The sequence below is a fragment of the Ewingella sp. CoE-038-23 genome, assembly GCF_040419245.1.
GTDB classification, from domain to species: Bacteria; Pseudomonadota; Gammaproteobacteria; order Enterobacterales; family Enterobacteriaceae; genus Ewingella; species Ewingella allii.
In genome coordinates, this window is sequence record NZ_JAZHOH010000001.1 from 3,668,719 (window position 1) to 3,692,583 (window position 23,865).

Here is a 23,865-nt window from a genome sequence, read left to right on the forward strand (position 1 = left end):
TGCGTTCTTCCTAACCTAATCCCCAGCCTTAAAGACGGGAGAAATCATTGAAAAGTGCAAGCCCCATTACCATCACCAGCACTATCGCGCCGATACGGTAACTGAAGTTTTGAACTCGCTCGGAAACTGGCCCACCCTTTAGCTTCTCGATAGCTAAAAACACCAGGTGTCCACCATCTAACACTGGCAACGGAAAAAGGTTCACGATACCGAGATTGACACTGATAAGTGCCAAAAACATCAGGTAGTACACTAAACCATATTCCGCCGACATTCCTGCTCCCTGTGCGATTGAAATTGGACCACTCAGGTTATTCAGCTTAACGTCGCCAGTTATTAACTTACCCAGCATGTTTACCGTGAGCTTCATCAGCTGCCAGGTTTTATCCCCGGCCTCATAGAATGCAACAAACGGCCCATACTGACGGATAGTTTTGTACTCATCAGGCAGTGGTATAACTTTGGGCACCACTCCGGCAAATCCTTGTTCCTTCCCTTTGCCTACCGACTTGGAGTCCGGTGTCAGTGTGAGATCAACCGATGAACCTGCGCGCTCAACTTCTAACGCGATAGGTTTGCCCGGGTTATCACGAACCTGCATGGCAAAAGTACGCCAATTCGCCAAAACTTGACCATCGACTTTAACGATCCTGTCACCAGCTTGCAAACCGGCTTTCTGAGCTGCCGAATCGGTTTGCACTTCTGCGAGCACAGATTCTATCTGTGGGCCGCGAGGAATAATACCCAGCGCGACAACGGGATCTTGCTTTTCGGGGTCAAACCGCCATTGTGTTAAATCTAACTTTTTCTCAACAACTTCAGAACCACCGAATTGTGAGACACCTAAAGTTGTCTGATTGTTTCCGATCTCACCGATTAAAGACAAACGAACTGAATCCCAATCAGGCGTTTCGATGCCATCGATTGACTTAAGTTCCATGCCGGGAGAAATATTCGATTGCGCTGCGATGGATTGTGGGGTGACTTCACCAACAACCGGACGCACGGCTGGGACGCCGATAATGAACACCAGCCAATAGGCAAAAACGGCGAAAATGAAGTTAGCGATTGGCCCAGCGCTGATGATAGCGGCGCGCTGCCAAACGGTTTTACTATTGAAAGACTGGTGGCGCATTTCGTCAGGAACGGTTTCGTTACGCTCGTCGAGCATCTTAACGTAACCGCCAAGGGGAATGACGGCGAGAACGTACTCGGTCCCGTGTTTATCCGTGCGGCGCCACAGAGTGCGCCCAAAACCCACGGAGAAACGCTGAACATAAACGCCACAACGACGAGCAACCCAGAAATGGCCAAATTCGTGCACGGTGATTAGCACCCCCAGTGCAACGATAAAGGCGGCCAAACTCCAGAGTATGTTCATCATATTCCTAACGATCCCTTAGAAGACATCCCGTCTCGGACGGATTAATAAACCAGCAGCATTAAGCATGCAAACACCGGCACAGCCGCAGTCAGGCTATCGATACGATCCAGTATCCCACCATGACCCGGTATCAAGTTACCACTGTCTTTTATACCCGCTTCACGTTTAAACATGCTTTCAGTTAAATCCCCCAGCACCGAAGCCAGAGCAGCAATGACTGAACACACCAACAGCGTAGCAGGAACAACATTTAATGGCGCATAACGCCCGAACAACCAGGAAATCAGGGCCGAAGTGACCAGACCTCCGATGACGCCTTCCCATGTCTTACCAGGGGAAACTTTCGGCGCCAATTTGTGCTTGCCGAACAGCTTACCAAACAGGTAAGCCCCAGAGTCTGCGCCCCAGACCAGCAGCATGACATATAGCAGCCACCATGCTCCAGTGTGGTGATTTTCAGCGTAACCGTACTGGCGCAGCGCCACCATACCCCAAAAGAAAGGAACAATGGTCAATAAACCGAAGGCTAAACGTAATATGCGCGATCCGCGCCAAAATGAGGCAGATTTAGGGTAGAAAATAACCAGAACAAAGGCCGCAATCCACCATATAAGGGAAGCCCATAATGAGCCACTCACTTGAGGGAGGTTAATTGGCTGACGATAAGCCGGCATGCTCAGCATCATTGCAATAAGGACAAAGCCACAGAGCACGGCCAGCCAAATGCGCTGACTGCGAGTCTTAAATCCTGAAAGTTGCCCCCACTCCCACGCGGCCAACATACAGATGACTAACGCAACAATGGCAAAACCAAGAGGCGGCAGCATAAACAGTGCAGCGATAACAATGGGGATCAAAATCAACGCTGTGGCGATGCGATACTTCAGCAAAAGTTCTCCCTAGGACGCATTGGCGCCAATAGGTGTAGTGCCCCCGAAGCGACGCTCGCGTTGTGCAAAAGCATTCAGCGCGCCTTCAAAGGTGTTTTCATCAAAATCAGGCCAGAGGACATCGGTAAAGTAAAGTTCTGCATAGGCGATTTGCCACAGCAGAAAGTTACTAATACGGTGTTCCCCACCGGTTCTGATCACCAAATCGACGGGTGCCAACTCGCTCATACAGATAGTGCTATTTAATGCTTCTTCTGTAATTTGCTCAACCTGCAAAGAACCAGCTTCAACTTGACTCGCCAGTTTTTTTACGCCCTGGATAATATCCCACCGACCGCCGTAATTAGCAGCGATGTTAAGCGTAAGGCCGTCGTTATTTTCTGTAAGTGTTTCTGAACGACGGATCCTTTCTTGCAGACGCGCACTAAAGCGGCTGACATCACCGATGATTTTTAGCCTGACGTTATGTTTGTGCAGACTTTTAACTTCGCTGTCCAGTGCACGGACGAACAGCTCCATCAATGCTGAAACTTCCTGAGCAGGTCGGTTCCAGTTCTCACTACTAAAGGCATAAAGCGTCAACGCATTAAGCTGATGGTTGGCCGCAAAACTGACTGCTTTACGGACGGATTTCACACCGGCTTTATGGCCAAAAACGCGCATTTTCCCCTGAAGTTTCGCCCAGCGACCATTGCCATCCATAATAATGGCAACATGGCGTGGCATTGCGCAAGGCGCGTCAGATATCTGTTGCTTTTCGAGGGACATAACGCGTACTCATTTCCTTATTAGGGCAGAACTATGTTAACTGACCGCCAGCGTATTTCTGTGCGCAAAAAAGCCGTGTTCCTGTTCAGGCACGGCTTGCCCTGACTGTTTACCGTTTTTATAGAGTAATCGCATTCAGGTATCGGCACTGAAGGCGCAGTCAGGTGGCGCAGACTATATCATTTCAATGTGATGCGAACAAATTACCGCAATCCGCTATCCGCAACATCATAACGCAAAAGTCTGTAATTTCTGGTGAGCTGACGCACGCGCCGCACGGTCAATTTCCAATACTTCATCAACAGATTGCGGTTCGTTCGCGACAGATTGCTCCATAACTTCGCGATTTATGTTGGCAATGTCGGTAAAGCGAATGTGCCCCGCCAAGAATGCGGCGACCGAAACTTCATTAGCAGCGTTCAATGCCGTGGTGGCTGCTTGCCCCGTCCGGCTGGCTTCGATGGCCAATTGTAAACACGGATAGCGGTCAAAATCAGGCTCGCAGAAGGTCAACGCACCGATTCGGCAGAAATCTAACGCTTCAACGCCGGAATCGACACGATGCGGATAAGCCATCGCGTGGGAGATTGGCGTGCGCATGTCCGGCGAGCCGAGCTGCGCCAAGACGCTGCCATCGTGGTAGCGAACCATAGAGTGAATCACCGATTGCGGATGGATAATGACTTCCATCTGCTCGGCAGAGGCATTGAACAGCCAGCGGGCTTCGATATATTCGAGGCCTTTGTTCATCATGGTGGCGGAGTCGACAGAAATTTTGCGCCCCATAGACCAGTTCGGGTGCGCACAGGCCTGGTCTGGGGTGACGTGGGCAAAGTCTGCCAAAGGTAACTCGCGGAATGGGCCACCAGAGCCGGTAAGGATAATGCGCGATACGCCATTTTCTTCCAAAGAGGCATAGCCAAGCTGCTGCTGAATGCGCTCAGGCAGGCTCTGGAAAATTGCATTGTGTTCACTATCGATTGGCAGAAGCTGGCTGCGGCTTTGGCGAACGGCATCCATGAAGATGCGTCCGCAGGTGATCAGCGACTCTTTATTCGCCAGTAATACCTGCTTGCGCGCTTTTACCGCCGCAAGCGTGGGTAACAGCCCGGCGGCGCCAACGATGGAGGACATCACCTGATCAACTTCATCCAGCGCCGACAACTCACAGGACGCCTTTTCGCCAGAGAGTACCTCTGTTTTTATCCCCTGCTCAGCAAGTATGGTTCGCAATGCTTTGGCAGAAGTTTCATCGGCCATAGAGGCAAAACGAGGTTGGAATTCAATACATTGCTGCGCCATGACGTCCACGTTTTTACCGGCAACCAGTGCAGTTACCTTGAAATCTTGTGGGTTAGCGCGAACGACCGCGAGGGTGCTGCTGCCGACAGAGCCTGTCGAACCAAGGATGGTAAGTTGTTTCATGAAAATACCCGGTAGAACCAGTGCATGATCGCAATGCGCATTAGTCTGAAACCTCTTTGACGGCTTGTCTATGAGATTTAAGCAGCAGGTGGAAAAAGAGAGCGACCACAAAAAATAAAGCGCCGCAAAGGCGGCGCTTGGAGGAAGACAAGTTGTGGATTAGAACTCCATCAACTCGGTTTCTTTCTCGGCTAGTGCGACGTCAATTTTCTTGATGAACATATCCGTCATTTTCTGGATATCATCCTGAGAACGACGATCTTCATCTTCACTGATTTCTTTATCTTTCAGCAAAGCTTTGGTCTTATCGTTAGCGTCGCGGCGTACGTTACGCACGGAAACGCGGCCCTGCTCGGCTTCAGAACGCACAACTTTGATCAGGTCTTTACGACGCTCTTCTGTCAGCGCTGGCAGTGGAACGCGGATAGTGGCGCCAGCAGAAGATGGGTTAAGACCCAAATCAGAGGTCATGATGGCCTTTTCAACAGCGGCGCTGATTGAACGGTCAAACACGGAGATAGCCAGAGTACGGGAATCTTCAACCGTTACCTGCGCTAACTGACGCAGTGGCGTGGCAGAACCGTAGTAGTCGACCATGATGCCGTCGAGGATACCCGGTGAAGCACGGCCAGTACGGATTTTGCTGATATGGTTTTTGAATGCTTCGACGCATTTTTCCATGCGGATTTCAGCATCTTTTTTAATGTCGTTAATCACGTTGCGAACCCTTAAGAACTGGTTACTTGGCAGACCATAGCATTAGTATAGTCCGTGAATACTCATGCCAGCCAAGGCTGGCAAACTTGCTTATGATTTCTTGCCAGCAGTGGCAGGGGGAAGATTATTCACCGCGAGAAATCAGCGTACCTTCGTTTTCACCCATCACTACGCGGCGCAGTGCGCCCGGCTTATTCATATTGAAGACGCGAATTGGCAAGTTGTGATCGCGAGCCAGCGTAAAAGCCGCCAAATCCATCACTTTCAGTTCTTGCTCAAGCACTTCTTGGTAAGTCAGTTGTTCGTACAGCGTGGCGTCTGGATTTTTCACTGGATCAGCAGAGTAAACGCCATCAACTTTGGTCGCTTTTAACACCACGTCGGCTTCGATTTCGATACCGCGCAGGCATGCTGCTGAGTCAGTAGTGAAGAAAGGATTGCCGGTACCCGCAGAGAAAATGACCACGCGATTGTGACGCAGCAGGCTGATAGCCTCGGCCCAGCTGTAGTTGTCACACACGCCGTTAAGCGGAATAGCGGACATCAGGCGAGCGTTCACATAGGCACGGTGTAATGCATCCCGCATTGCCAGACCATTCATCACTGTAGCCAGCATACCCATGTGGTCGCCCACAACACGGTTCATACCGGCTTGTGCCAGGCCTGCACCACGGAACAGGTTCCCACCGCCAATGACCACACCGACCTGAATGCCGAGCTCAACCAGCTCTTTGACTTCCTGAGCCATGCGATCCAAAACGCTTGCATCGATACCAAAACCTTCGCTGCCCTGCAGGGCTTCGCCACTGAGTTTTAGCAGAATACGCTGATAAACGGGTTTCGCATTGGTAGCCATGGTGTCTGTCCTAAGAAGCAATGTGTCGTAATGGGAATCAATCTATACATCATAGCGTTGTTAAAAAGAGACAGCGCACAATGTTATTGGAATTTGGGGCTGGATAAAACGGAACCGCCAATCTTCAGCGGTTCCATTTTAGAGCATCAACTACGAATTAAGACTGTTTAGTCATTGCTGCAACTTCAGCAGCAAAGTCAGTCTCAACTTTAGCGATACCTTCACCAACTTCGAAACGGATGAAGTTGATAACGTCAGCTTTGTGCTCTTTCAGCACTTCGCCAACAGATTTGCTTGGGTCGATAACGAAAGGCTGACCAGTCAGAGAAACTTCGCCGGTGAATTTCTTCATGCGGCCTTCAACCATTTTCTCTGCGATTTCTTTCGGCTTGCCAGACTGCATCGCGATGTCGAGCTGAACTTGGTACTCTTTCTCTACCACTTCAGCAGACACGTCTTCTGGTTTAACGAATTCTGGCTTGCTTGCAGCGATGTGCATAGCAACTTGCTTAACCAGCTCTTCGTCAGCGCCTTTAGCAGCAACCAGAACACCGATGCGAGCACCGTGCAGGTAGCTACCCAGAACTTCGCCTTCCAGAGTAGAAACACGGCGAATATTGATGTTTTCACCGATTTTAGCAACCAGAGCGATACGCTCTTCTTCGAACTGAGCTTTCAGAACGTCAACGTCAGTGATTTTGCCAGCAACAGCGGCGTCCAGCACTTTGTCAGCAAACGCTTGGAAACCAGCATCTTTAGCAACGAAGTCAGTCTGGCAGTTAACTTCCAGAATCACACCGTAGTTGCCTTCGATCTTGGTTTTGATCACGCCGTCAGCAGCTACGTTGCCTGCTTTCTTAGCAGCTTTGATCGCGCCAGATTTACGCATGTTTTCGATTGCCAGCTCGATGTCGCCGTTAGCTTCAACCAGAGCTTTCTTACAATCCATCATGCCAGCGCCAGTACGTTCGCGCAGTTCTTTTACCAGGGCAGCGGTAATATCAGCCATTGTATTTTCCTCGATTATCTCGCTGCAAAAGAGACTTTTGCGGTGAGATATTTCTCGCATTTAAGATAAGCAAAGGGGGCCAATAAAGGCCCCCTAACCAACATATTCAATACCTGGTTAATAAGGGCTCTATACCCGTCATAGTTCGAATTGTTTGTGCGTTGGCTACGTTCGTTCACCCTAGTCACATAGTTATCTATGCTCCCAGGGATTCTCTCTCTTGCCGCCTTCCTACAACTCGAACTATTTAGGGTATATATGGGAGCCTGTCTTATTATTCAGCTTCTACGAAGCTTTCTTCTGCCTGAACAGCCAGATCTTGCGAACGGCCTTCACGGACAGTGGCAGCAACAGCGCTCAGGTACAGATTAACTGCACGGATTGCGTCATCGTTACCTGGGATAACAAAGTCAACGCCATCCGGATCGGAGTTGGTATCAACAATGGAGAATACCGGGATACCCAGGTTGTTAGCTTCTTTGATTGCAATGTGTTCGTGATCGGCGTCGATGACGAACAGAGCATCAGGAAGACCACCCATATCCTTGATACCACCCAGGCTATTTTCCAGCTTCGCAAGCTCACGAGTGCGCATCAGCGCTTCTTTCTTGGTCAGCTTTTCGAAAGTGCCGTCTTGAGACTGAATTTCCAGGTCTTTCAAACGTTTGATTGACTGACGAACTGTTTTCCAGTTGGTCAGCATGCCGCCCAACCAGCGATGGTTCACGAAGAACTGGTCGCAGTTGTGTGCAGCTTCTTTTACCGCTTCGCTTGCAGCGCGTTTAGTACCAACGAACAGGATCTTTCCTTTACGGGAGGAGATCTTCTGCAACTCAGCCAGAGCTTCGTTGAACATTGGAACAGTTTTCTCAAGGTTGATGATGTGAACCTTGTTACGAGCGCCGAAGATGAATGGCTTCATTTTCGGGTTCCAGTAACGGGTCTGGTGACCGAAGTGTACACCGGCCTTGAGCATGTCGCGCATGGAAACAGTTGCCATGATAAAACCTCTATAAGTAGATGCTGGGGTTATGCCTCCACGTATCCCATAACGCCGACCCTGTAGAACGAATTCCCAGAGCACCCCGGCGAATGTGTCGATACGTGTGTGTTATTACTTACGTTAATAAGTACACATATGAGTGAGTGTTCGGCTTTAATCTCGTCCAGTTCCGAAGAGCTGTAGCGGATTGCCGGCGCGCTTTATACCATAATTCACGACCTGACGGCAACTTTTGTTGGGAACTTTAGTTCGCGGAAAATGATAGTTTGGCAGGCAATATCAGGGCTGATACCATAAGTCTAAGCTAATTATTGACGACGTTTTAGCAGAATGAAAGGCGTCAACACAGGATACCCGCAGGATCACCCATGGCAATTTCAATCAAAACCCCTCAAGACATCGAAAAAATGCGCGTTGCTGGCCGTCTGGCTGCTGAAGTGCTGGAAATGATCGAACCTTACGTTAAGCCCGGCGTGAGCACTGGCGAATTAGACCGCATTTGTGCTGATCACATTAATAATAAGCAGCAGGCCGTTTCAGCCTGTCTGAATTATCACGGCTTCCCGAAATCTGTCTGCATCTCGATTAATGAAGTGGTTTGCCACGGAATTCCAAGCGAAGATAAGATTCTGAAAGACGGCGATATCGTGAATATCGACGTGACCGTTATTAAAGATGGCTTCCACGGTGACACCTCCAAGATGTTCATCGCCGGTAAACCGACCATTCTGGGTGAGCGCCTGTGCCGCATCACTCAGGAAAGCCTCTATCTGGCGCTGAAAATGGTTAAGCCGGGCATTCGCCTGCGCACGCTGGGTAAAGAGATCCAGAAATTCGTCGAAGCTGAAAACTTCTCCGTGGTTCGCGAGTACTGCGGCCACGGGATTGGTGAAGTCTTCCACGAAGAGCCACAGGTGCTGCACTATGATGCCGATGACGGCGGCGTGGTGCTGCAAGCCGGCATGGCATTCACTATCGAACCTATGGTTAATGCCGGTGATTACCGCATTCGCACCATGAAAGATGGCTGGACAGTAAAAACTAAAGATCGCAGCTTGTCGGCGCAATACGAGCATACTATTGTGGTCACCGAGAACGGTTGTGAAATTATGACGCTGCGTAAGGATGACACCATCCCGAATATCATTACGCACGACCAGCAGTGATCCCCTTCTGAAGAAGGCGGTTTAAATCTGGTGATCAAGCCGACGCAAGTCGGCTTTTTTGTCTCTTACTGTAAGAATGGGCTGCGCAAAAATGATTGAACATTCACCTGCTGAACAAGATCTTCCCACTCCGCCATCTTCGGAATCTCTTCCCGCGATCCCCCCGCAGCCCGCCTCCCCTATTACCTATCCTGACGATGATTTAACTCGCCAGAGCCTGAAACAGCATATGGAGCAGTTCCAGCTGTGGCTGGCCGATGCCTTTAATGCCGGGCAGCGCGCGGAAGAGCTGGTCGATGCACGCTCCCTGTTTATTGACCACCTGCTACAACGTCTGTGGACCTTTTACGGCTTCGACGATGTGCCGGAAACCGCCATGGTGGCCGTCGGCGGCTATGGGCGCGGCGAGCTGCACCCGCTGTCGGACATTGACGTTTTGGTCCTCAGCCAGCGCCGCCTCAACGACGAGCAGGCGCAGCGCATCGGTGAGCTTATCACCCTGCTGTGGGACTTAAAGCTGGAAGTTGGCCACAGCGTTCGCACCCTCGAGGAGTGTCTGCTGGAAGGCTTGGCCGATCTCACCGTCGCCACTAACATGATTGAATCCCGGCTGATTTGCGGCGACGTCGCGCTGTTCCTCAGCATGCAAAAACACGTTTTCAGCGACGGTTTCTGGCCTTCGCCAACCTTCTTCCGCGCCAAGATTGACGAGCAGAACGAGCGCCACCAACGCTACCACGGTACCAGCTACAACCTCGAGCCGGACATCAAAAGTAGCCCCGGCGGCCTGCGTGATATCCACACCATTTTATGGGTAGCCCGCCGCCACTTTGGCGCCACCTCTCTGGACGAAATGGTGGCCTTCGGCTTCCTCACCAAAGCCGAGCGCAATGAGCTGATTGAATGCCAGAGCTTCCTGTGGCGCATTCGCTTTGCGCTACATCTGGTGCTGCCGCGCTATGACAACCGCCTGCTGTTCGACCGCCAGCTAAATGTCGCCCAACTGCTGCAATATCAGGGGGAAGGCAACGAGCCGGTCGAGCGGATGATGAAGGATTTCTACCGCATGACGCGCCGGGTTGGTGAGCTGAACCAGATGCTGCTTCAGCTGTTTGACGAAGCTATTTTGGCTATCGGGCCGAATGAAAAACCGCGCCCGCTCGATGAGCATTTCCAATTACGCGGCGACCTGATTGACCTGCGCGACGAGTCGCTGTTTACTCAGCGCCCGGAAACCATCATCAGCATGTTCTACCTGATGGTGCGCCACCGCGAAATTAAGGGGATTTACTCCACCACCGTTCGCCTCCTGCGCCACGCGCGTCGCCATCTGAAAACGCCGCTATGCATGATCCCCGAAGCGCGCAGCATCTTTATGTCGATTCTGCGCCATCCGGGAGCCGTCTCCCGCGCGCTGGTGCCGATGCATCGCCACAGCGTGCTGTGGGCCTACATGCCGCAGTGGGGGCTGATTGTCGGCCAAATGCAGTTTGACCTGTTCCACGCCTACACCGTGGACGAACACACGATCCGCGTGCTGCAAAAGCTGGAAAGCTTCGCCGATGAGGCCACTCGCCCGCGCCACCCGTTGTGCGTCGAGCTTTACCCGCGCCTGCCGCAGCCGGAATTACTGCTGATGGCCGCGCTGTTCCATGACATCGCCAAGGGCCGTGGCGGCGACCACTCGATTCTGGGCGCGCAGGATGTCTTGGAGTTCGCCGAGCTACACGGGCTGAATTCGCGCGAAACCCAGCTGGTCGCCTGGTTGGTGCGCTGTCACCTGCTGATGTCGGTTACCGCGCAGCGCCGCGACATTCAAGATCCGGCTGAAATTCAGCAGTTTGCCGCCGAAGTGCAGAGCGAAAATCGCCTGCGCTATCTGGTAAACCTGACCGTGGCGGATATTTGCGCCACCAACGAAACCCTGTGGAACAGCTGGAAGCAGAGCCTGATACGCGAGCTCTATTTTGCTACCGAGAAGCAGCTGCGCCGTGGGATGCAGAACACGCCGGACCTGCGCGAACGGGTCCGTCACCACCGTCTTCAGGCTCTGGCCCTGCTGCGCATGGACAATATCGACGAAGAGGCGTTGCACCGCATCTGGAGCCGCTGCCGTGCCGACTACTTCCTGCGCCACTCGCCGAACCAGCTGGCCTGGCACGCCCGCCACCTGCTGGAGCATGACTCCACCAAGCCACTGGTGCTGGTCAGTCGGCAGGCGACGCGCGGCGGCACGGAGATTTTCATCTGGAGCCCGGACCGCCCTTACCTGTTTGCCACCGTGGCCGGGGAGCTGGATCGCCGCAACCTGAGCATCCACGACGCGCAGATTTTCACTAACCGCGACGGCATGGCGATGGACACCTTTATCGTGCTTGAGCCGGACGGCAGCCCGCTGGCGCTGGACCGCCACGAGGTGATCCGTCATGCCTTAGAGCAGTCCATGACGCAGGCTTATCAGCCGCCGCGTGCGCGCCGCCCTTCGCCAAAATTGCGCCACTTCAGCGTGCCGACCGAGGTCAGCTTCCTGCCGACTCACACCGACAGACGCAGCTACATGGAACTGGTCGCGCTCGATCAGCCCGGCCTGCTGGCGCGGGTGGGGGAAGTGTTCTCTGATTTGGGGCTGTCACTGCACGGCGCGCGCATCTCCACCATCGGCGAGCGCGTTGAGGATTTATTCATTCTGGCGAATGGCGAACGCCGCGCGCTGGACAAAAAAACCCGTCAGGAAATTCAGCGTCGTCTTACCGAGGCGCTCAACCCTAACGATAAAATGTGATACAAAGAATATTAACTTTTTAACACCACTATCAGGAAAGAGAACAGGATGCAGCAACTACAAACCCTAATTGAAGAAGCCTTCGAACGTCGCGCAGACATTACGCCGACAAACGTAGACAGCGTAACCCGTGATGCCGTGACTCAAGTGATCAATAAGATCGACAGCGGCGAACTGCGCGTTGCAGAAAAAATTGATGGTCAGTGGGTAACGCATCAGTGGCTAAAGAAGGCAGTGCTGCTCTCTTTCAGAATCAATGACAACGAAGTGATGGAAGGCGCGGAAAACCGCTTCTACGACAAAGTCCCAATGAAATTCGCCGAATACGACGAAGCGCGCTTCAAGCGTGAAGGCTTCCGCGTCGTGCCACCAGCCGCTGTGCGCAAAGGTGCATTTATCGCCCGTAACGTGGTGCTGATGCCTTCTTACGTCAACATCGGCGCGTTCGTTGATGAAGGCACCATGGTTGATACTTGGGCGACCGTAGGCTCTTGTGCGCAGATCGGTAAAAACGTTCACCTGTCTGGCGGCGTGGGCATCGGCGGCGTTCTCGAGCCACTGCAGGCAAACCCAACGATCATCGAAGATAACTGCTTCATCGGCGCGCGTTCAGAAATCGTGGAAGGTGTGATCGTTGAAGAAGGCTCAGTGATTTCCATGGGCGTTTACATCGGTCAAAGCACCAAGATTTATGACCGTGAAACCGGCGAAGTGCATTACGGCCGTGTGCCAGCAGGCTCAGTCGTGGTTTCCGGCAACCTGCCTTCTAAAGATGGCAAATACAGCCTGTACTGTGCGGTGATCGTTAAGAAAGTGGATGCCAAAACCTTGGGCAAAACCGGTCTTAATGAGTTATTGCGTTCCATCGACTAAACTCAATTTGGCGGGTGAATTTACCCGCTATTTTATTGATGTGATTCCCTTTTATGACGGCCGTTTTTATCATGGGAAACTGTGCCTTAAATCAATGATAATGGCCGTCGTTTCGCTCATTATGACAACTTCCTAGTAGAATCTAATAAAGGTGGCGCTATGTATGACAACCTGAAAAGCTTGGGTATTACGAATCCTGACGACATCGATCGTTACAGCCTGCGTCAGGAGGCCAATAACGACATTCTGAAGATCTACTTCCGCAAAGATAAAGGCGAGTTTTTTGCTAAAAGCGTGAAGTTTAAGTACCCACGCCAGCGTAAAACGATCGTGGCCGACAATGCGGGCCAAGGCTATAAAGAAATTCACGAAATCAGCCCGAATCTTCGCTATGTCATTGATGAGTTAGATCAAATCTGTCAGCGCGATCAGGTTGAAGTCGATCTGAAACGTAAAATTCTTGATGACCTGCGTCATTTGGAATCCGTGGTGGCAAACAAGATCACCGAGATCGAATCTGATCTGGAAAAACTGACCAGCGGCCGATAAGTTTCGACTCCCGCCGCGTTCGGTTGATATAAAAAAAGGTCAGGTGAATAACCTGACCTTTTTTATTGCCGCTGCGACATGAAAGCTTATTTAAGCAGCTGGCCCCATTTTTCAGCCCAAGGAACCGCCACGGTTTCCGGCTCGGCGGTTTCCATGGCATCAATTTCCAGCAAATCGCCAAGACGCGATGCGCCCTGCTCTTGCAGCAAATCATCCATTTTATGGCCGCCGCCGCAGAAGTGATCGTAGCTGCTGTCGCCCAGAGCAATTACCCCGTAGCGCAGTTCAGGCTGATAACCGACGGTGTCGCGGATAGCCTCAAACAGCGGCTTGATGCTGTCCGGCAGGTCGCCCTGTCCGGTGGTAGAGGTAATGACCAGGGCAAAATGGTGACGATAATATTGCCAGGCTTCCAATGTGCCTTCTTCGAACAGTTTCACCTGATGCCCTTGCTTCTTAAGAACAGTTTCAGCCTCTTCTGCTACCAGCAGCGCATTGCCGTAAACGGTGCCGACAAAAATACCAATCTCAGCCATGGTGTAATTCCCTCGTTAATCTAAAAGTCATTAAAAAATTGTTAGATATCCTGACCGCAGTCGGCAGCAAACTCAACCCTTTCAAGTGCAGGGACACGCGCCAGCCAGCCGAAACGTTCTACCAAACTTTGCCAGCGATTATCCCACTTGGCGGTGATCTCCAGCATCTCGCCAGTCACCGGGTGAGGCAATTGCAGATGGCTGGCGTGCAGCATTAAGCCGGGGCAGCCAAAGTGCTCGACCATGCCGCGGTTTTGCTTCAGGTCGCCGTGGGCGCTGTCACCCAAAATCGGATGGCGAAGGTGAGTCATATGGCGGCGCAGCTGGTGCTTGCGGCCGGTCTCCGGTTTAAGCTCAACCAAGCTGTAGCGCGCCGTGTCGTAACGCCCAACCGGCACGGGCATCTCCACCTGAGCCAGCACGCGATAGTGCGTCACGGCAGGCTGAGGGGCTTTGTCAGGGTTGGCGAACTTATCGGCAATCTTGTCCAGCTCTTCGGTCAAAGGATAATCCAGCGTGGCGTCTTCAGCCACATAGCCGCGCACCACCGCGTGGTAAGTCTTATTCATTTGGCGCGTTTCGAGCTGCTGCGACAGCAGTCGGGCGACCTCGCTGGAGAGTGCGAACAGCAGCACGCCCGAGGTCGGCTTATCCAGTCGATGCACGGTAAACACATGCTGACCAATTTGATCGCGCAACGTTTGCATCGCAAAAACGGTTTCATGTTTGTCCAGCCAGCTACGATGAACCAACATGCCAGCGGGCTTGTTCACCGCCACCAGATGCTCGTCCTGATACAAAATTTCCAGCATGTCAGTCTTCTATATTCAGCAAATCGTCCAGACGCTGCAGCTCAGCCAGCAGGGAGTGAGCCTCAGGCAAGGCGACTTCGAAATAAGGCGTAATCGCAAAGCGGGTCGGTAAATCGGCTTCGGCGGCCAATAAAGCAAACATCCTTGGTACCAGCACCCATTGCAGCCACTGCTCGGCATTCATGGTGTCGACGGAGAAAGGCTCAACGCTGTCAAAGGCTTCCGCCTCGGGTGGCACTTCGCTCCACAGGTCCAGCCGACGCATAGCCTGTTCAATATCGTGTAAAATATGGCGAACCTGATTTTCTGTACTTTCTGAACTCATCGCACTCTCTCTGCATTCATTATTCGTGGGCGTCAAAGGCTCTCACAAAGTGGCAAAGCATAGCATTGAAGCCGTAAGGCCCCAACTGCCAGCTATGCCCCTTCTAAGCTTATCGCTAATTCTTATCTATAGGTTTTTCATACTGGTACTTAGCGTGGTCTGCGGGCAAAATAATCCAACTTTACATAACTTGACGCTGACTATGCCTGCCCAACACTCTAAAAAAGCCCACGCCACCCCGGCTAAAGCGATGATTGCCTCCGTCACTGGCTACGCCATGGATGGTTTCGACCTATTAATTCTCGGATTCATGCTGCCCGCCATCGCCACAGAGCTGGGCCTGACCTCATCTCAAAGCGGTTCACTGGTCACCTGGACGCTAATAGGTGCCGTGCTCGGCGGCGTGATTTTCGGGCCTATCAGCGATCGCTTCGGGCGAATTCGCGTCCTGACCTTCACGATTTTGATGTTTTCCCTGTTTACCGGCCTGTGCGCTATCGCTCAGGGGTACTGGGATTTGCTGGCCTACCGCACCTTGGCGGGCGTTGGTCTGGGCGGAGAGTTTGGCATTGGCATGGCGTTAATCGCCGAGGCGTGGCCCGCAGAGAAACGCAACCGGGCTTCGGCTTACGTCGGCATGGGTTGGCAGCTTGGTGTCTTGCTTGCGGCATTCCTGACGCCGCTGCTGCTAGGTGTCATCGGCTGGCGCGGCATGTTCTTGGTCGGCTTACTGCCTGCCCTTGCCTCCTTCTTAATTCGCCGCACCATGGGCGAGCCAGAGGAGTTCGTCAAACATGCCAGCAGCACGCCGACGGAATCGCTGTTCAGCCGGGTCAAATTGCTGTTCAAAGATGTACCTACCACCAAAGCCAGCATCGGCATTCTGATCCTCTGCTCGGTGCAGAATTTTGGCTATTACGGGCTGATGATCTGGATGCCAAGCTACCTGTCGAAGAACTTCGGCTTCTCGCTGACCAAATCGGGCCTGTGGACCGCCGTGACGGTGATTGGCATGACGTTCGGCATCTGGCTGTTCGGCGTGCTGGCGGATCGTTTCCCGCGCTGGAAAATCTTCCTGATTTACCAAATCGGCGCGGTGCTGATGGTGGTGTGTTATGCCCAGCTCACCGATCCTACGGCGATGCTGTTCGCCGGTGCGGTGATGGGGATGTTCGTGAATGGCATGATTGGTGGCTATGGCGGTTTGATATCAGACACTTACCCAGTCAATGTCCGCGCCACGGCGCAAAATATCTTGTTTAACGTCGGGCGAGGCGTGGGCGGTTTCGGGCCACTGGTGATAGGCATGCTGGTGTCGCAAGTCTCCTTCACCGCCGCCATCAGCTTGCTGGCAGCCATCTACCTGTTGGATATCTATGCGACTTTATTCTTGCTGCCAAAACGCCAAGGTAAAGAAGATGCGCTGGGCGCTATTGGGTAAGTTATTGGCAAATAGGCACTGAGAAGGCAACTGCCTGAGCCGCTGAACAGGGCTTGGGCAGAGAAATGCGCGGTTAAAACGAGAAGATGTTGAAAGCAGAAGATAGAGACAAAAAGTTGGGGGCACTGTTTGCACAGTGCCCCCGGTTCGTTTTATAGCAATCCAGCTACCTAAGTGCTCCCTGCTCAATCCCTGAAAACTTTTCCTTTGGTTATCCTAACCAGCCATCCTTTGCATCGTCCAACTTTCATCCTGACGAGTCTTCCTAATATCTTCCTGATATTGATCCTTTAGTCTTCCTGACCCACTCGTTATCCTTTCCGAGCTCTCAATCTCCGTCCTGGAGGTGTCCCTTGTTTCGTCCTGAAACATCCTAGCATGCTCCGATGCTGTCCTGACTCGTCCTGAGCCTATCCCCTACTTTATGAAACAGCCATCATCCTAATGTTCTGTCTCATGTCATCCTTCGACACAGTTAGAATCGTCTATTTTGTGACGTCGAACAAGGTAGCTTGTGAGACAAATGATAGCTAAGTAACTATCACTCAAGGGCAACCACAACCTAAATCATTGTTATTTAAAGGTTGTGGTAATGAGCTGGAGAAATAGCGCGAACGATTAAACGACATATCTTACAGGCCGTGTGAGAGATCTCTCACACGCTTGTGAGCCAATTTGCTTGAATCAACTCGCTGACTTAATCCGGAAAAGCAGGAGAAAGCCCTGCTAAAAACTCTGACAACGTAGGTGCCAGCAGAGTTCGCTTCTTGCTACCAAACTGTTCCAGCACCACCTCGCCGCTAACATTGCACAGCGAAACCATGCTCATTTCGGAGTCAGTGGTAGCCAAGAAAATGGTCGGTGTGAGTTTTAACCGCTTCTGAGTCACCAGATGGCCAATCAGGTTTTCTTGCAGACGAGTGAAGTCTTCCGGGCTCCAAACCTGCAGCAGAGTCAGGCGCTGGTCCTGCCATTTAGCCGACATATCCCCGGCGAACTGGGTGGTATAAAACGCGTGAGCTTCGGGGCGCAGCTGCAAGTCGAGCGCGCGCTCGACGTTGGCTAATGTCTCTTCAGGGCTGAAAACCTGGGTCAGCCAGTAGACGGCGGTGTCGCTGCTTTTCACTACGCAGGGGGAGTCAACGCCCAGCAGATCCTCGCTCGACGGCGGGAAACCTGTCTCTTGCTGCCAAAAATCCACATAACGCTGGGTAAACTCACGTAATGCTACAGAAACATCTGAAGCCATAAATTCTCTCATCTTCATACCGGGCTAAGTTAAACTAGCGTGAAAGGTTTTCTCATATTCTATTGTACCCAGAACTTAGACTAAGGTGACAGCATGTCCTTATATCAGGATAATCCCGCCCTCTCGCAGCTGACATTGGGCAAATCAACGCCTTATCGCGACCAGTATGACGCGTCGCTGCTGCAAGCCGTTCCGCGCAGCATGAACCGCGAGCCTTTGGGGCTGTTCCCCGACAATTTGCCGTTTCACGGCGCGGATATCTGGACACTCTACGAATTGTCCTGGCTCAACGACAAAGGCTTGCCGCAGGTGGCGGTAGGTGAGATTAGCCTGAATGCCAACAGCATTAATCTGATCGAATCCAAAAGCTTTAAGCTGTACCTGAACAGTTTCAACCAGACCAAATTCGCCAGCTGGGACGTGGTGTTAGAGACATTAACTCGTGATCTCAGCGCCTGCGCCGAAGGGGACGTCAGCGTCACCCTCACTCGCCTTGAAGACGTGGAAGGCAGCCCGGTTGGCCGTTTTGCCGGTGAGTGCATCGACAATCAAGACATCACCATCAACAGCTACGAATTCAGCACCGATTATCTGGCACAAGCCGCCGGCGATGAGATGGTCGAAGAGTCGCTGGTCAGCCACTTGCTGAAATCCAACTGCCTGATCACCCATCAGCCCGACTGGGGCTCGGTGCAAATTCAGTATCGCGGGCCGAAAATCAATCGCGAAGCCTTGCTGCGCTATCTGGTTTCTTTCCGCAATCACAATGAATTTCATGAGCAATGTGTTGAACGCATCTTCAACGACATCATGCATTTCTGCACGCCTGAAACATTAGCGGTTTATGCTCGTTACACCCGTCGCGGCGGTTTAGACATTAACCCGTGGCGATCCAACTTCCCGTTCACGCCTGCAACGGCTCGCCTTGTCAGACAATAATGCGAGATGCCGCTCAAGAACTAACCTAACAGTCAGCTTGAGTTGGTAAAAGCCGGAGGACGAGGTTACTGTTAATTCTGAAGGCGTTACGCGGCGTATCTCATCGCCACGGCGCCTTCGGAATCAGCTAAATATTCCTGCCATCAGGATCCGGCACGCCGCAAAAAGCGAGATCCCAAAAATCATGTGCAGCCTTTCTGCCGGCAGAAGTGAATACCGCCCATCGGGCGTAAAGGAGCAACTTTGATCACACATATCAGCCCGTTGGGCTCAATGGATTTGTTGTCGCAGTTGGAAGTCGACATGCTCAAACGCACTGCGAGCAGCGACCTGTACCGCCTGTTCCGCAATTGCTCACTCGCCGTGCTCAACAGCGGCAGCCAGACTGACAGCAGTAAAGAGCTGCTCGATCGCTACGAAAGCTTCGATATCAACGTGTTACGGCGCGAGCGCGGCGTGAAGCTGGAGCTGGTAAATCCGCCAGAAGATGCCTTTGTCGATGGCCGAATTATTCGTTCTCTGCAAGCCAACCTGTTCGCCGTGCTGCGCGATATCCTGTTTGTAAACGCGCAGATCGCCAACAATAATCGTTTCGAAAACTTCGACAAAGAGAACTCCGTCCACCTGACCAACATGGTGTTTTCTATCCTGCGTAACGCCCGGGCGCTGCATCTGGATGAAGACCCTAACATGGTGGTTTGCTGGGGCGGTCACTCTATTAATGAAGTGGAATACCAGTATGCGCGCAACGTCGGCAGCCAATTAGGCCTGCGCGAACTGAATATCTGCACCGGCTGTGGGCCGGGCGCGATGGAAGCCCCAATGAAAGGCGCGGCGGTAGGCCACGCGCAGCAGCGTTATAAACTCGGCCGCTTTATCGGCATGACCGAGCCATCAATCATCGCGGCAGAGCCACCTAACCCGTTGGTTAATGAACTGATTATCATGCCAGATATCGAAAAACGCCTTGAGGCGTTCGTGCGTATAGCGCATGGCATCATCATCTTCCCTGGCGGCGTGGGCACGGCCGAAGAGTTGCTGTATCTGCTGGGTATTCTGATGAATCCGGAAAACAGCGACCAAGTGCTGCCACTGATTCTGACCGGGCCGAAAGAGAGCGCCGACTACTTCAACGTGCTGGACGCCTTCATCAAAGACACGCTGGGTGAAGAAGCCCGCAAACACTACACCATCATCATTGATGATCCGGTGGAAGTGGCGCGCCAAATGAAGCGCGCGATGCCATTGGTGAAAGAGAATCGTCGCAACAGTGGCGATGCTTACAGTTTCAACTGGTCGATTCGTATCGCGCCGGACCTGCAAATGCCGTTTGAGCCGAACCACGAAAACATGGCCGCGCTGAATCTCTACCCGGACCAGCCACCCGAAGAGCTGGCCGCCGCGCTGCGCCGAGCCTTCTCGGGGATTGTGGCAGGTAACGTGAAAGAGTTCGGCATCCGTGAAATCGAGAAACATGGTCGTTTCAAGCTGCACGGCGACCCGGCATTAATGAAGAAAATGGACAGCCTGCTGCAAGGTTTCGTCGCCCAGCACCGTATGAAGCTGCCGGGCAGCGCCTATATTCCTTGCTATGAAATCTGCGCCTGACGCTAAGTGACGCGCAGATTTAAGGGAAACGTAGGGCGGCGCGAGTCGCCCTACTTATTGATGGAATCAATCTGACTATGGCTATACATCTGCTAATTATTGACGCGCTGAATCTCATTCGACGCATCCATGCCGTTCAAGGCTCCCCTTGCTTACTGACCTGCCAAAACGCCGTGGGTCAGCTAATTCAACACGTGCAGCCCACCCACGCCGTGGCCGTGTTTGATGAAGACGATCGCAACGACAGCTGGCGTCACCAGTGCCTTCCCGATTACAAGGCGGGCCGCTCCCCCATGCCGGAGAACCTGTTTGCCGAGATGCCGAGCCTGAAAGAAGGCTTTGCCGCGCGCGGCGTGGCCTGCTGGCACTCCGCGGGGAATGAAGCCGATGATTTGGCCGCCACGCTAACCGCCAAGGTGGCGGGGAGTGGGCATCAGGTGACCATCGTGTCGACCGACAAAGGCTACTGCCAGCTGCTGGCGCCTAATGTGCAAATCCGCGATTACTTCCAAAAGCGCTGGCTTGATATGCCTTTCGTGCAAGAGACGTTTGGCGTATTGCCGCAACAGCTCACCGACTATTGGGGGCTGGCGGGCATTAGCAGCAGTAAGATCCCCGGCGTTCCCGGTATCGGCCCCAAGGCGGCGGTCACGCTGCTATCGCAGGCCGGAAGCTTAGACGCGCTGTATGACAATCTCGAGGCTGTACCAGAGAAGTGGCGGACCAAACTGCTCGAGCATCGCGATTTAGCCTATGCCTGTAAGCGCGTCTCCACGCTGCAAACTGATTTAGCTCTCAGCGGCAACCTGCAACAGCTGCGTTTGCCTGGCTGATGCCGCGCCAATAAAAAACGCCGGGCTGCACCAGCACCGGCGTTTTGCGCACTATTGCCTGAAAACGGCCTCAGGCCAGAGAGCTAATTAATGGTCGCGCTCATCGCGACGCCCACCCACGGCGGACCAGAAGCGGCGCACGTGCACCGTCACTTCTTCACGGTCGTGGTAGAGCTGCTTGGCGTGGATCTCAGCGTTGATGCCGTTTTCTTCCAGACGCTCTTTGATACGTTCGAGAATGTTTGACACTTCCTCATAACGCTTTTTCATTGGCAGCTTCAGGTTGAAAATAGTTTCGCGGCACCAGCCGTTAATCAGCCAGTCACACATCAAAGCCGCGACTTTCGCTGGCTTCTCAACCATGTCACACACCAGCCAGTAGTTTTTGGTACTGGTCGATTTGTAGCGGAAACCGTCTTCACGCAGGTGAATAACCTGCCCGGTGTCCATCAGGCTAGGCGCCATCGGGCCGTTATCAATCGCCGTCACCATCATGCTGCGCTGCACTAACTGGTAAGTCCAACCGCCGGGACAAGCTCCGAGGTCTACCGCGTACATGCCGCTGGCGAGACGCTCATCCCACTCATCCGCAGGAATAAAGACGTGGAACGCCTCCTCCAGTTTGAGGGTTGAACGGCTTGGTGCCTCGGATGGGAATTTCAGACGCGGAATGCCCATATAGAATGGCGAGTTGTTGTTACTGTAGGAATAGCCGACGTAGCAGCAGCCCGACGCAATAAAGAATACGTGGACTACCGGGCGCAGAGGGTTCTCCTTTTTGCCCAAAATGCGCTGTTCGCGCATGGCGGAACGCAGCGGCACGGTAAGCTTACGGCAGAACTTGGTCAGCTCTTTGCTTTCATTGGTGTCAGGCACTTCGACACGCAGTTCGCCGCCGTTAGTGATAACCCCGTGCAGCATACCGACGATAGGCGATACGCGATCTTCCGGCGGCAGGTCTTTCAGCAGCTCACCCACGACGATCAGCTGGCGAGCGAAAATCAGCTCGCGGAAAGGCAAGTCGCGCGCCAGACGGTCGGCGTCTTCCGGCTGATAGCATTCGAACAGCACATAACCACTGTCTTCTTTCACGCGGGCAAAGCCGAAGATTTCCATCTGGGCGGCTTTGGCGGTAATTTCGGCCGCACACTCTTTTTCGAAACCAGAGCGGCAGTAGAGAGCAACTTTATTCATGGCGTTTTGCCTTATTATTCAGACGCAAAGCGCCGATCAACATCAGTATCCAGCCGATCAGGAAGAAGGTTCCACCGATCGGAGTGACAAACACAAATAACCTTAAATGCGACAGCGCCAGACAGTAGAGACTGCCACTAAACAGCACTGTTCCTAGCGCCAGGCAGGCGCTGCTCCAGTAAAACCACAGGTTGCGCTGGCGCTGCATTGCAACACCAAGCACCAACACGGCCAGCGTGTGCACACTCTGGTAGGTTAAACCGGTTTGAATCCAGGCCATTTCGGCCGGTCCGAGAGATTTACTCAATATATGTGCGCCAAACGCACCAAAGGCAACATAGACAAAGCCGCTGATGGCGGCAAAAATCAACATTGAACGACTGGTCATGGGACGTTACCTGTTCTCGTTGTTAGTGGGTGATTCACGTTCAAGCCTGATCGTATCGAAAGCGTAGTTTTTCTTGTTCACTCGCCGCCCGTGCGAGTATCCACTGACGAAAGGCGGCTATTTTACCCAGTTCTGCCTGACTGTCATGACAAACCAGATAAAAAGCATTTTTACTGATTAACACCTCGTTGAAGGGGCATACCAAACGCCCTGCTTCAATCTCGGTTTGCGCCATCACGTTGTTAGCCAGCGCAATGCCCTGCCCGTGAACGGCGGCCTGCACTACCATGGCGCTATGGCTGAAAATCGGCCCTTGCTGCACATTAATATGCTGCAAACCAAGCTGTTTGGTGTAAGCCAGCCAGTCGCGACGAGAAGCATCATGCAGCAGCGTGTGGTGCGCCAAATCTTCCGGCAGCTTCAGCGGTTTATCGCCGAGGAGCAGCGAAGGCGCACAGACCGGCAGCAGATATTCGGCATACAAACGTTCGGCGCGCAGCCCCGGCCAGTTTCCCCGACCGTGGAAAATCGCCACATCCACGTCGTCGGCCAGTTTATCCTCTTCACGGTCAACGGCTTGAATACGAACGTCAATTCCCGGATAAGCTGAGTTAAAGCCAGACAAACGCGGAACCAGCCACTGAATAGCAAAACTTGGCGGCAAACTGACGGTCAACGCGCCTTTAGCACTTCGTGCCTGAAGCTTACGGGTAGCTTCGTTAAGAGCAGAGAATATCTCTTTGATATCCAGATAATAACTCTGGCCTTCTTCGGTCAAGAGCAGCGAACGATTGCGGCGACGAAACAGTTTTAAGCCTAAAAAGTCCTCAAGTGACTTGATCTGGTGGCTTACTGCCGCTTGCGTCACAAATAGCTCTTCCGCCGCTTTAGTAAAACTAAGGTGGCGTGCCGCTGCGTCAAAAACGCGCAGAGAGTTGAGAGGTGGTAAACGTTTTGACATTGAGTGGATACTTATTATTCGCCGGTCAGCAAAGCGCTTCACCGTGGATTTTACTATTAGTTTTTTTAATCCGAGACATTATAAATTGTCCGTTGAGGATGTACAGGCAAAAACCTATAGTGGCGCCACTTCCTAGGCCGGAACGAAAAGTAGATTG

The 23,865-nt window shown here is 52.7% G+C and carries 23 protein-coding genes; 8 read left to right on the top strand and 15 right to left on the bottom strand.

All coding sequences use genetic code 11. The annotated features are described in order from the left end of the window. Window positions 1–28: 28 nt before the first annotated feature. The 8 genes from rseP to rpsB all read right to left on the bottom strand — a co-directional run bounded on the left by rseP (window position 29) and on the right by rpsB (window position 8,049). A complete protein-coding gene (gene rseP / locus V2154_RS17645) occupies window positions 29–1,384 on the bottom strand; it encodes a sigma E protease regulator RseP (protein WP_353503239.1) in 1,356 nt (451 codons plus the stop codon). 41 nt (window positions 1,385–1,425) lie between these two features. Continuing rightward, a complete protein-coding gene (gene cdsA, locus V2154_RS17650) occupies window positions 1,426–2,274 on the bottom strand; it encodes a phosphatidate cytidylyltransferase (RefSeq protein WP_353503240.1) in 849 nt (282 codons plus the stop codon). Window positions 2,275–2,283: 9 nt separating this feature from the next. Next, window positions 2,284–3,042, bottom strand: coding sequence for a (2E,6E)-farnesyl-diphosphate-specific ditrans,polycis-undecaprenyl-diphosphate synthase (gene ispU / locus V2154_RS17655; protein ID WP_034792792.1), 759 nt, complete (start codon window positions 3,040–3,042; stop codon window positions 2,284–2,286). 228 nt (window positions 3,043–3,270) lie between these two features. Next, on the bottom strand, window positions 3,271–4,467 hold the full coding sequence (gene ispC / locus V2154_RS17660) for a 1-deoxy-D-xylulose-5-phosphate reductoisomerase (RefSeq protein ID WP_353503241.1): 1,197 nt from the start codon (window positions 4,465–4,467) through the stop codon (window positions 3,271–3,273). Between the two features lie 159 nt (window positions 4,468–4,626). Continuing rightward, window positions 4,627–5,184 carry a ribosome recycling factor gene (gene frr / locus V2154_RS17665; RefSeq protein ID WP_353503242.1) on the bottom strand — a complete coding sequence of 186 codons (558 nt, stop codon included), beginning with the start codon at window positions 5,182–5,184 and terminating at the stop codon, window positions 4,627–4,629. A 124-nt stretch (window positions 5,185–5,308) separates the two neighbouring features. Further along, window positions 5,309–6,040, bottom strand: coding sequence for a UMP kinase (pyrH, locus tag V2154_RS17670; RefSeq protein WP_034792800.1), 732 nt, complete (start codon window positions 6,038–6,040; stop codon window positions 5,309–5,311). Window positions 6,041–6,197: 157 nt separating this feature from the next. Further along, entirely contained in the window at window positions 6,198–7,049 is an 852-nt protein-coding gene (gene tsf, locus V2154_RS17675; RefSeq protein ID WP_353503243.1) for a translation elongation factor Ts, read from the bottom strand. Window positions 7,050–7,323: 274 nt separating this feature from the next. Next, entirely contained in the window at window positions 7,324–8,049 is a 726-nt protein-coding gene (rpsB, locus tag V2154_RS17680) for a 30S ribosomal protein S2 (protein WP_013574193.1), read from the bottom strand. Window positions 8,050–8,420: 371 nt separating this feature from the next. Here rpsB and map point away from each other — a divergent pair, with 371 nt between their 5' ends. The 4 genes from map to V2154_RS17700 all read left to right on the top strand — a co-directional run bounded on the left by map (window position 8,421) and on the right by V2154_RS17700 (window position 13,422). Then, complete coding sequence (gene map / locus V2154_RS17685) at window positions 8,421–9,218, top strand: type I methionyl aminopeptidase (protein ID WP_034792806.1); 798 nt, start codon at window positions 8,421–8,423, stop codon at window positions 9,216–9,218. Window positions 9,219–9,309: 91 nt separating this feature from the next. Then, window positions 9,310–12,000 carry a bifunctional uridylyltransferase/uridylyl-removing protein GlnD gene (gene glnD / locus V2154_RS17690; RefSeq protein ID WP_353503244.1) on the top strand — a complete coding sequence of 897 codons (2,691 nt, stop codon included), beginning with the start codon at window positions 9,310–9,312 and terminating at the stop codon, window positions 11,998–12,000. Window positions 12,001–12,048: 48 nt separating this feature from the next. Then, complete coding sequence (gene dapD / locus V2154_RS17695; protein WP_034792809.1) at window positions 12,049–12,873, top strand: 2,3,4,5-tetrahydropyridine-2,6-dicarboxylate N-succinyltransferase; 825 nt, start codon at window positions 12,049–12,051, stop codon at window positions 12,871–12,873. Window positions 12,874–13,032: 159 nt separating this feature from the next. After that, the gene (locus tag V2154_RS17700) at window positions 13,033–13,422 is read left to right on the top strand and encodes a DUF3461 family protein (RefSeq protein ID WP_034792811.1); all 390 of its coding nucleotides are present in this window, start codon (window positions 13,033–13,035) and stop codon (window positions 13,420–13,422) included. Window positions 13,423–13,508: 86 nt separating this feature from the next. On the opposite strand, the gene V2154_RS17705 is transcribed toward V2154_RS17700, so the two are convergent. The 3 genes from V2154_RS17705 to V2154_RS17715 are packed head-to-tail and all read right to left on the bottom strand — an operon-like array spanning window position 13,509 to window position 15,095. After that, window positions 13,509–13,958: a flavodoxin gene (locus V2154_RS17705; RefSeq protein WP_353503245.1), complete on the bottom strand. Its 450-nt coding sequence runs from the start codon at window positions 13,956–13,958 to the stop codon at window positions 13,509–13,511. A gap of 41 nt (window positions 13,959–13,999) precedes the next feature. Further along, entirely contained in the window at window positions 14,000–14,770 is a 771-nt protein-coding gene (truC, locus tag V2154_RS17710; protein WP_353503246.1) for a tRNA pseudouridine(65) synthase TruC, read from the bottom strand. Window position 14,771: 1 nt separating this feature from the next. After that, on the bottom strand, window positions 14,772–15,095 hold the full coding sequence (locus tag V2154_RS17715) for a YqcC family protein (RefSeq protein ID WP_353503247.1): 324 nt from the start codon (window positions 15,093–15,095) through the stop codon (window positions 14,772–14,774). Window positions 15,096–15,297: 202 nt separating this feature from the next. Between V2154_RS17715 and V2154_RS17720 the strand changes: the two genes are divergently transcribed. After that, a complete protein-coding gene (locus V2154_RS17720; protein ID WP_353503248.1) occupies window positions 15,298–16,536 on the top strand; it encodes an MFS transporter in 1,239 nt (412 codons plus the stop codon). Window positions 16,537–17,233: 697 nt separating this feature from the next. Here the strand turns inward: V2154_RS17720 and syd are convergent. Then, a complete protein-coding gene (gene syd, locus V2154_RS17725) occupies window positions 17,234–17,785 on the bottom strand; it encodes a SecY-interacting protein (protein ID WP_353503249.1) in 552 nt (183 codons plus the stop codon). A gap of 93 nt (window positions 17,786–17,878) precedes the next feature. Between syd and queF the strand changes: the two genes are divergently transcribed. The 3 genes from queF (at window position 17,879) to xni (ending at window position 21,165) form a co-directional block, all read left to right on the top strand. After that, a complete protein-coding gene (gene queF / locus V2154_RS17730) occupies window positions 17,879–18,724 on the top strand; it encodes an NADPH-dependent 7-cyano-7-deazaguanine reductase QueF (RefSeq protein WP_353503250.1) in 846 nt (281 codons plus the stop codon). Between the two features lie 243 nt (window positions 18,725–18,967). Next, window positions 18,968–20,332, top strand: a complete 1,365-nt coding sequence (ppnN, locus tag V2154_RS17735) for a nucleotide 5'-monophosphate nucleosidase PpnN (RefSeq protein ID WP_353503251.1) — start codon at window positions 18,968–18,970, stop codon at window positions 20,330–20,332. Between the two features lie 77 nt (window positions 20,333–20,409). Further along, entirely contained in the window at window positions 20,410–21,165 is a 756-nt protein-coding gene (xni, locus tag V2154_RS17740) for a flap endonuclease Xni (RefSeq protein WP_353503252.1), read from the top strand. A gap of 87 nt (window positions 21,166–21,252) precedes the next feature. On the opposite strand, the gene rlmM is transcribed toward xni, so the two are convergent. From rlmM to V2154_RS17755, 3 genes are read right to left on the bottom strand one after another with little or no spacing between them, the layout of a single operon-like run. After that, on the bottom strand, window positions 21,253–22,359 hold the full coding sequence (gene rlmM / locus V2154_RS17745) for a 23S rRNA (cytidine(2498)-2'-O)-methyltransferase RlmM (RefSeq protein WP_353503253.1): 1,107 nt from the start codon (window positions 22,357–22,359) through the stop codon (window positions 21,253–21,255). Continuing rightward, window positions 22,352–22,747 (bottom strand): DUF423 domain-containing protein, encoded by a 396-nt coding sequence (locus tag V2154_RS17750; RefSeq protein ID WP_034792830.1) that lies wholly within the window; start codon window positions 22,745–22,747, stop codon window positions 22,352–22,354. Before V2154_RS17750 ends, rlmM begins: the two co-directional genes overlap by 8 nt. 40 nt (window positions 22,748–22,787) lie before the next feature. Continuing rightward, complete coding sequence (locus V2154_RS17755; RefSeq protein WP_034792832.1) at window positions 22,788–23,708, bottom strand: transcriptional regulator GcvA; 921 nt, start codon at window positions 23,706–23,708, stop codon at window positions 22,788–22,790. Window positions 23,709–23,865: the final 157 nt, after the last annotated feature.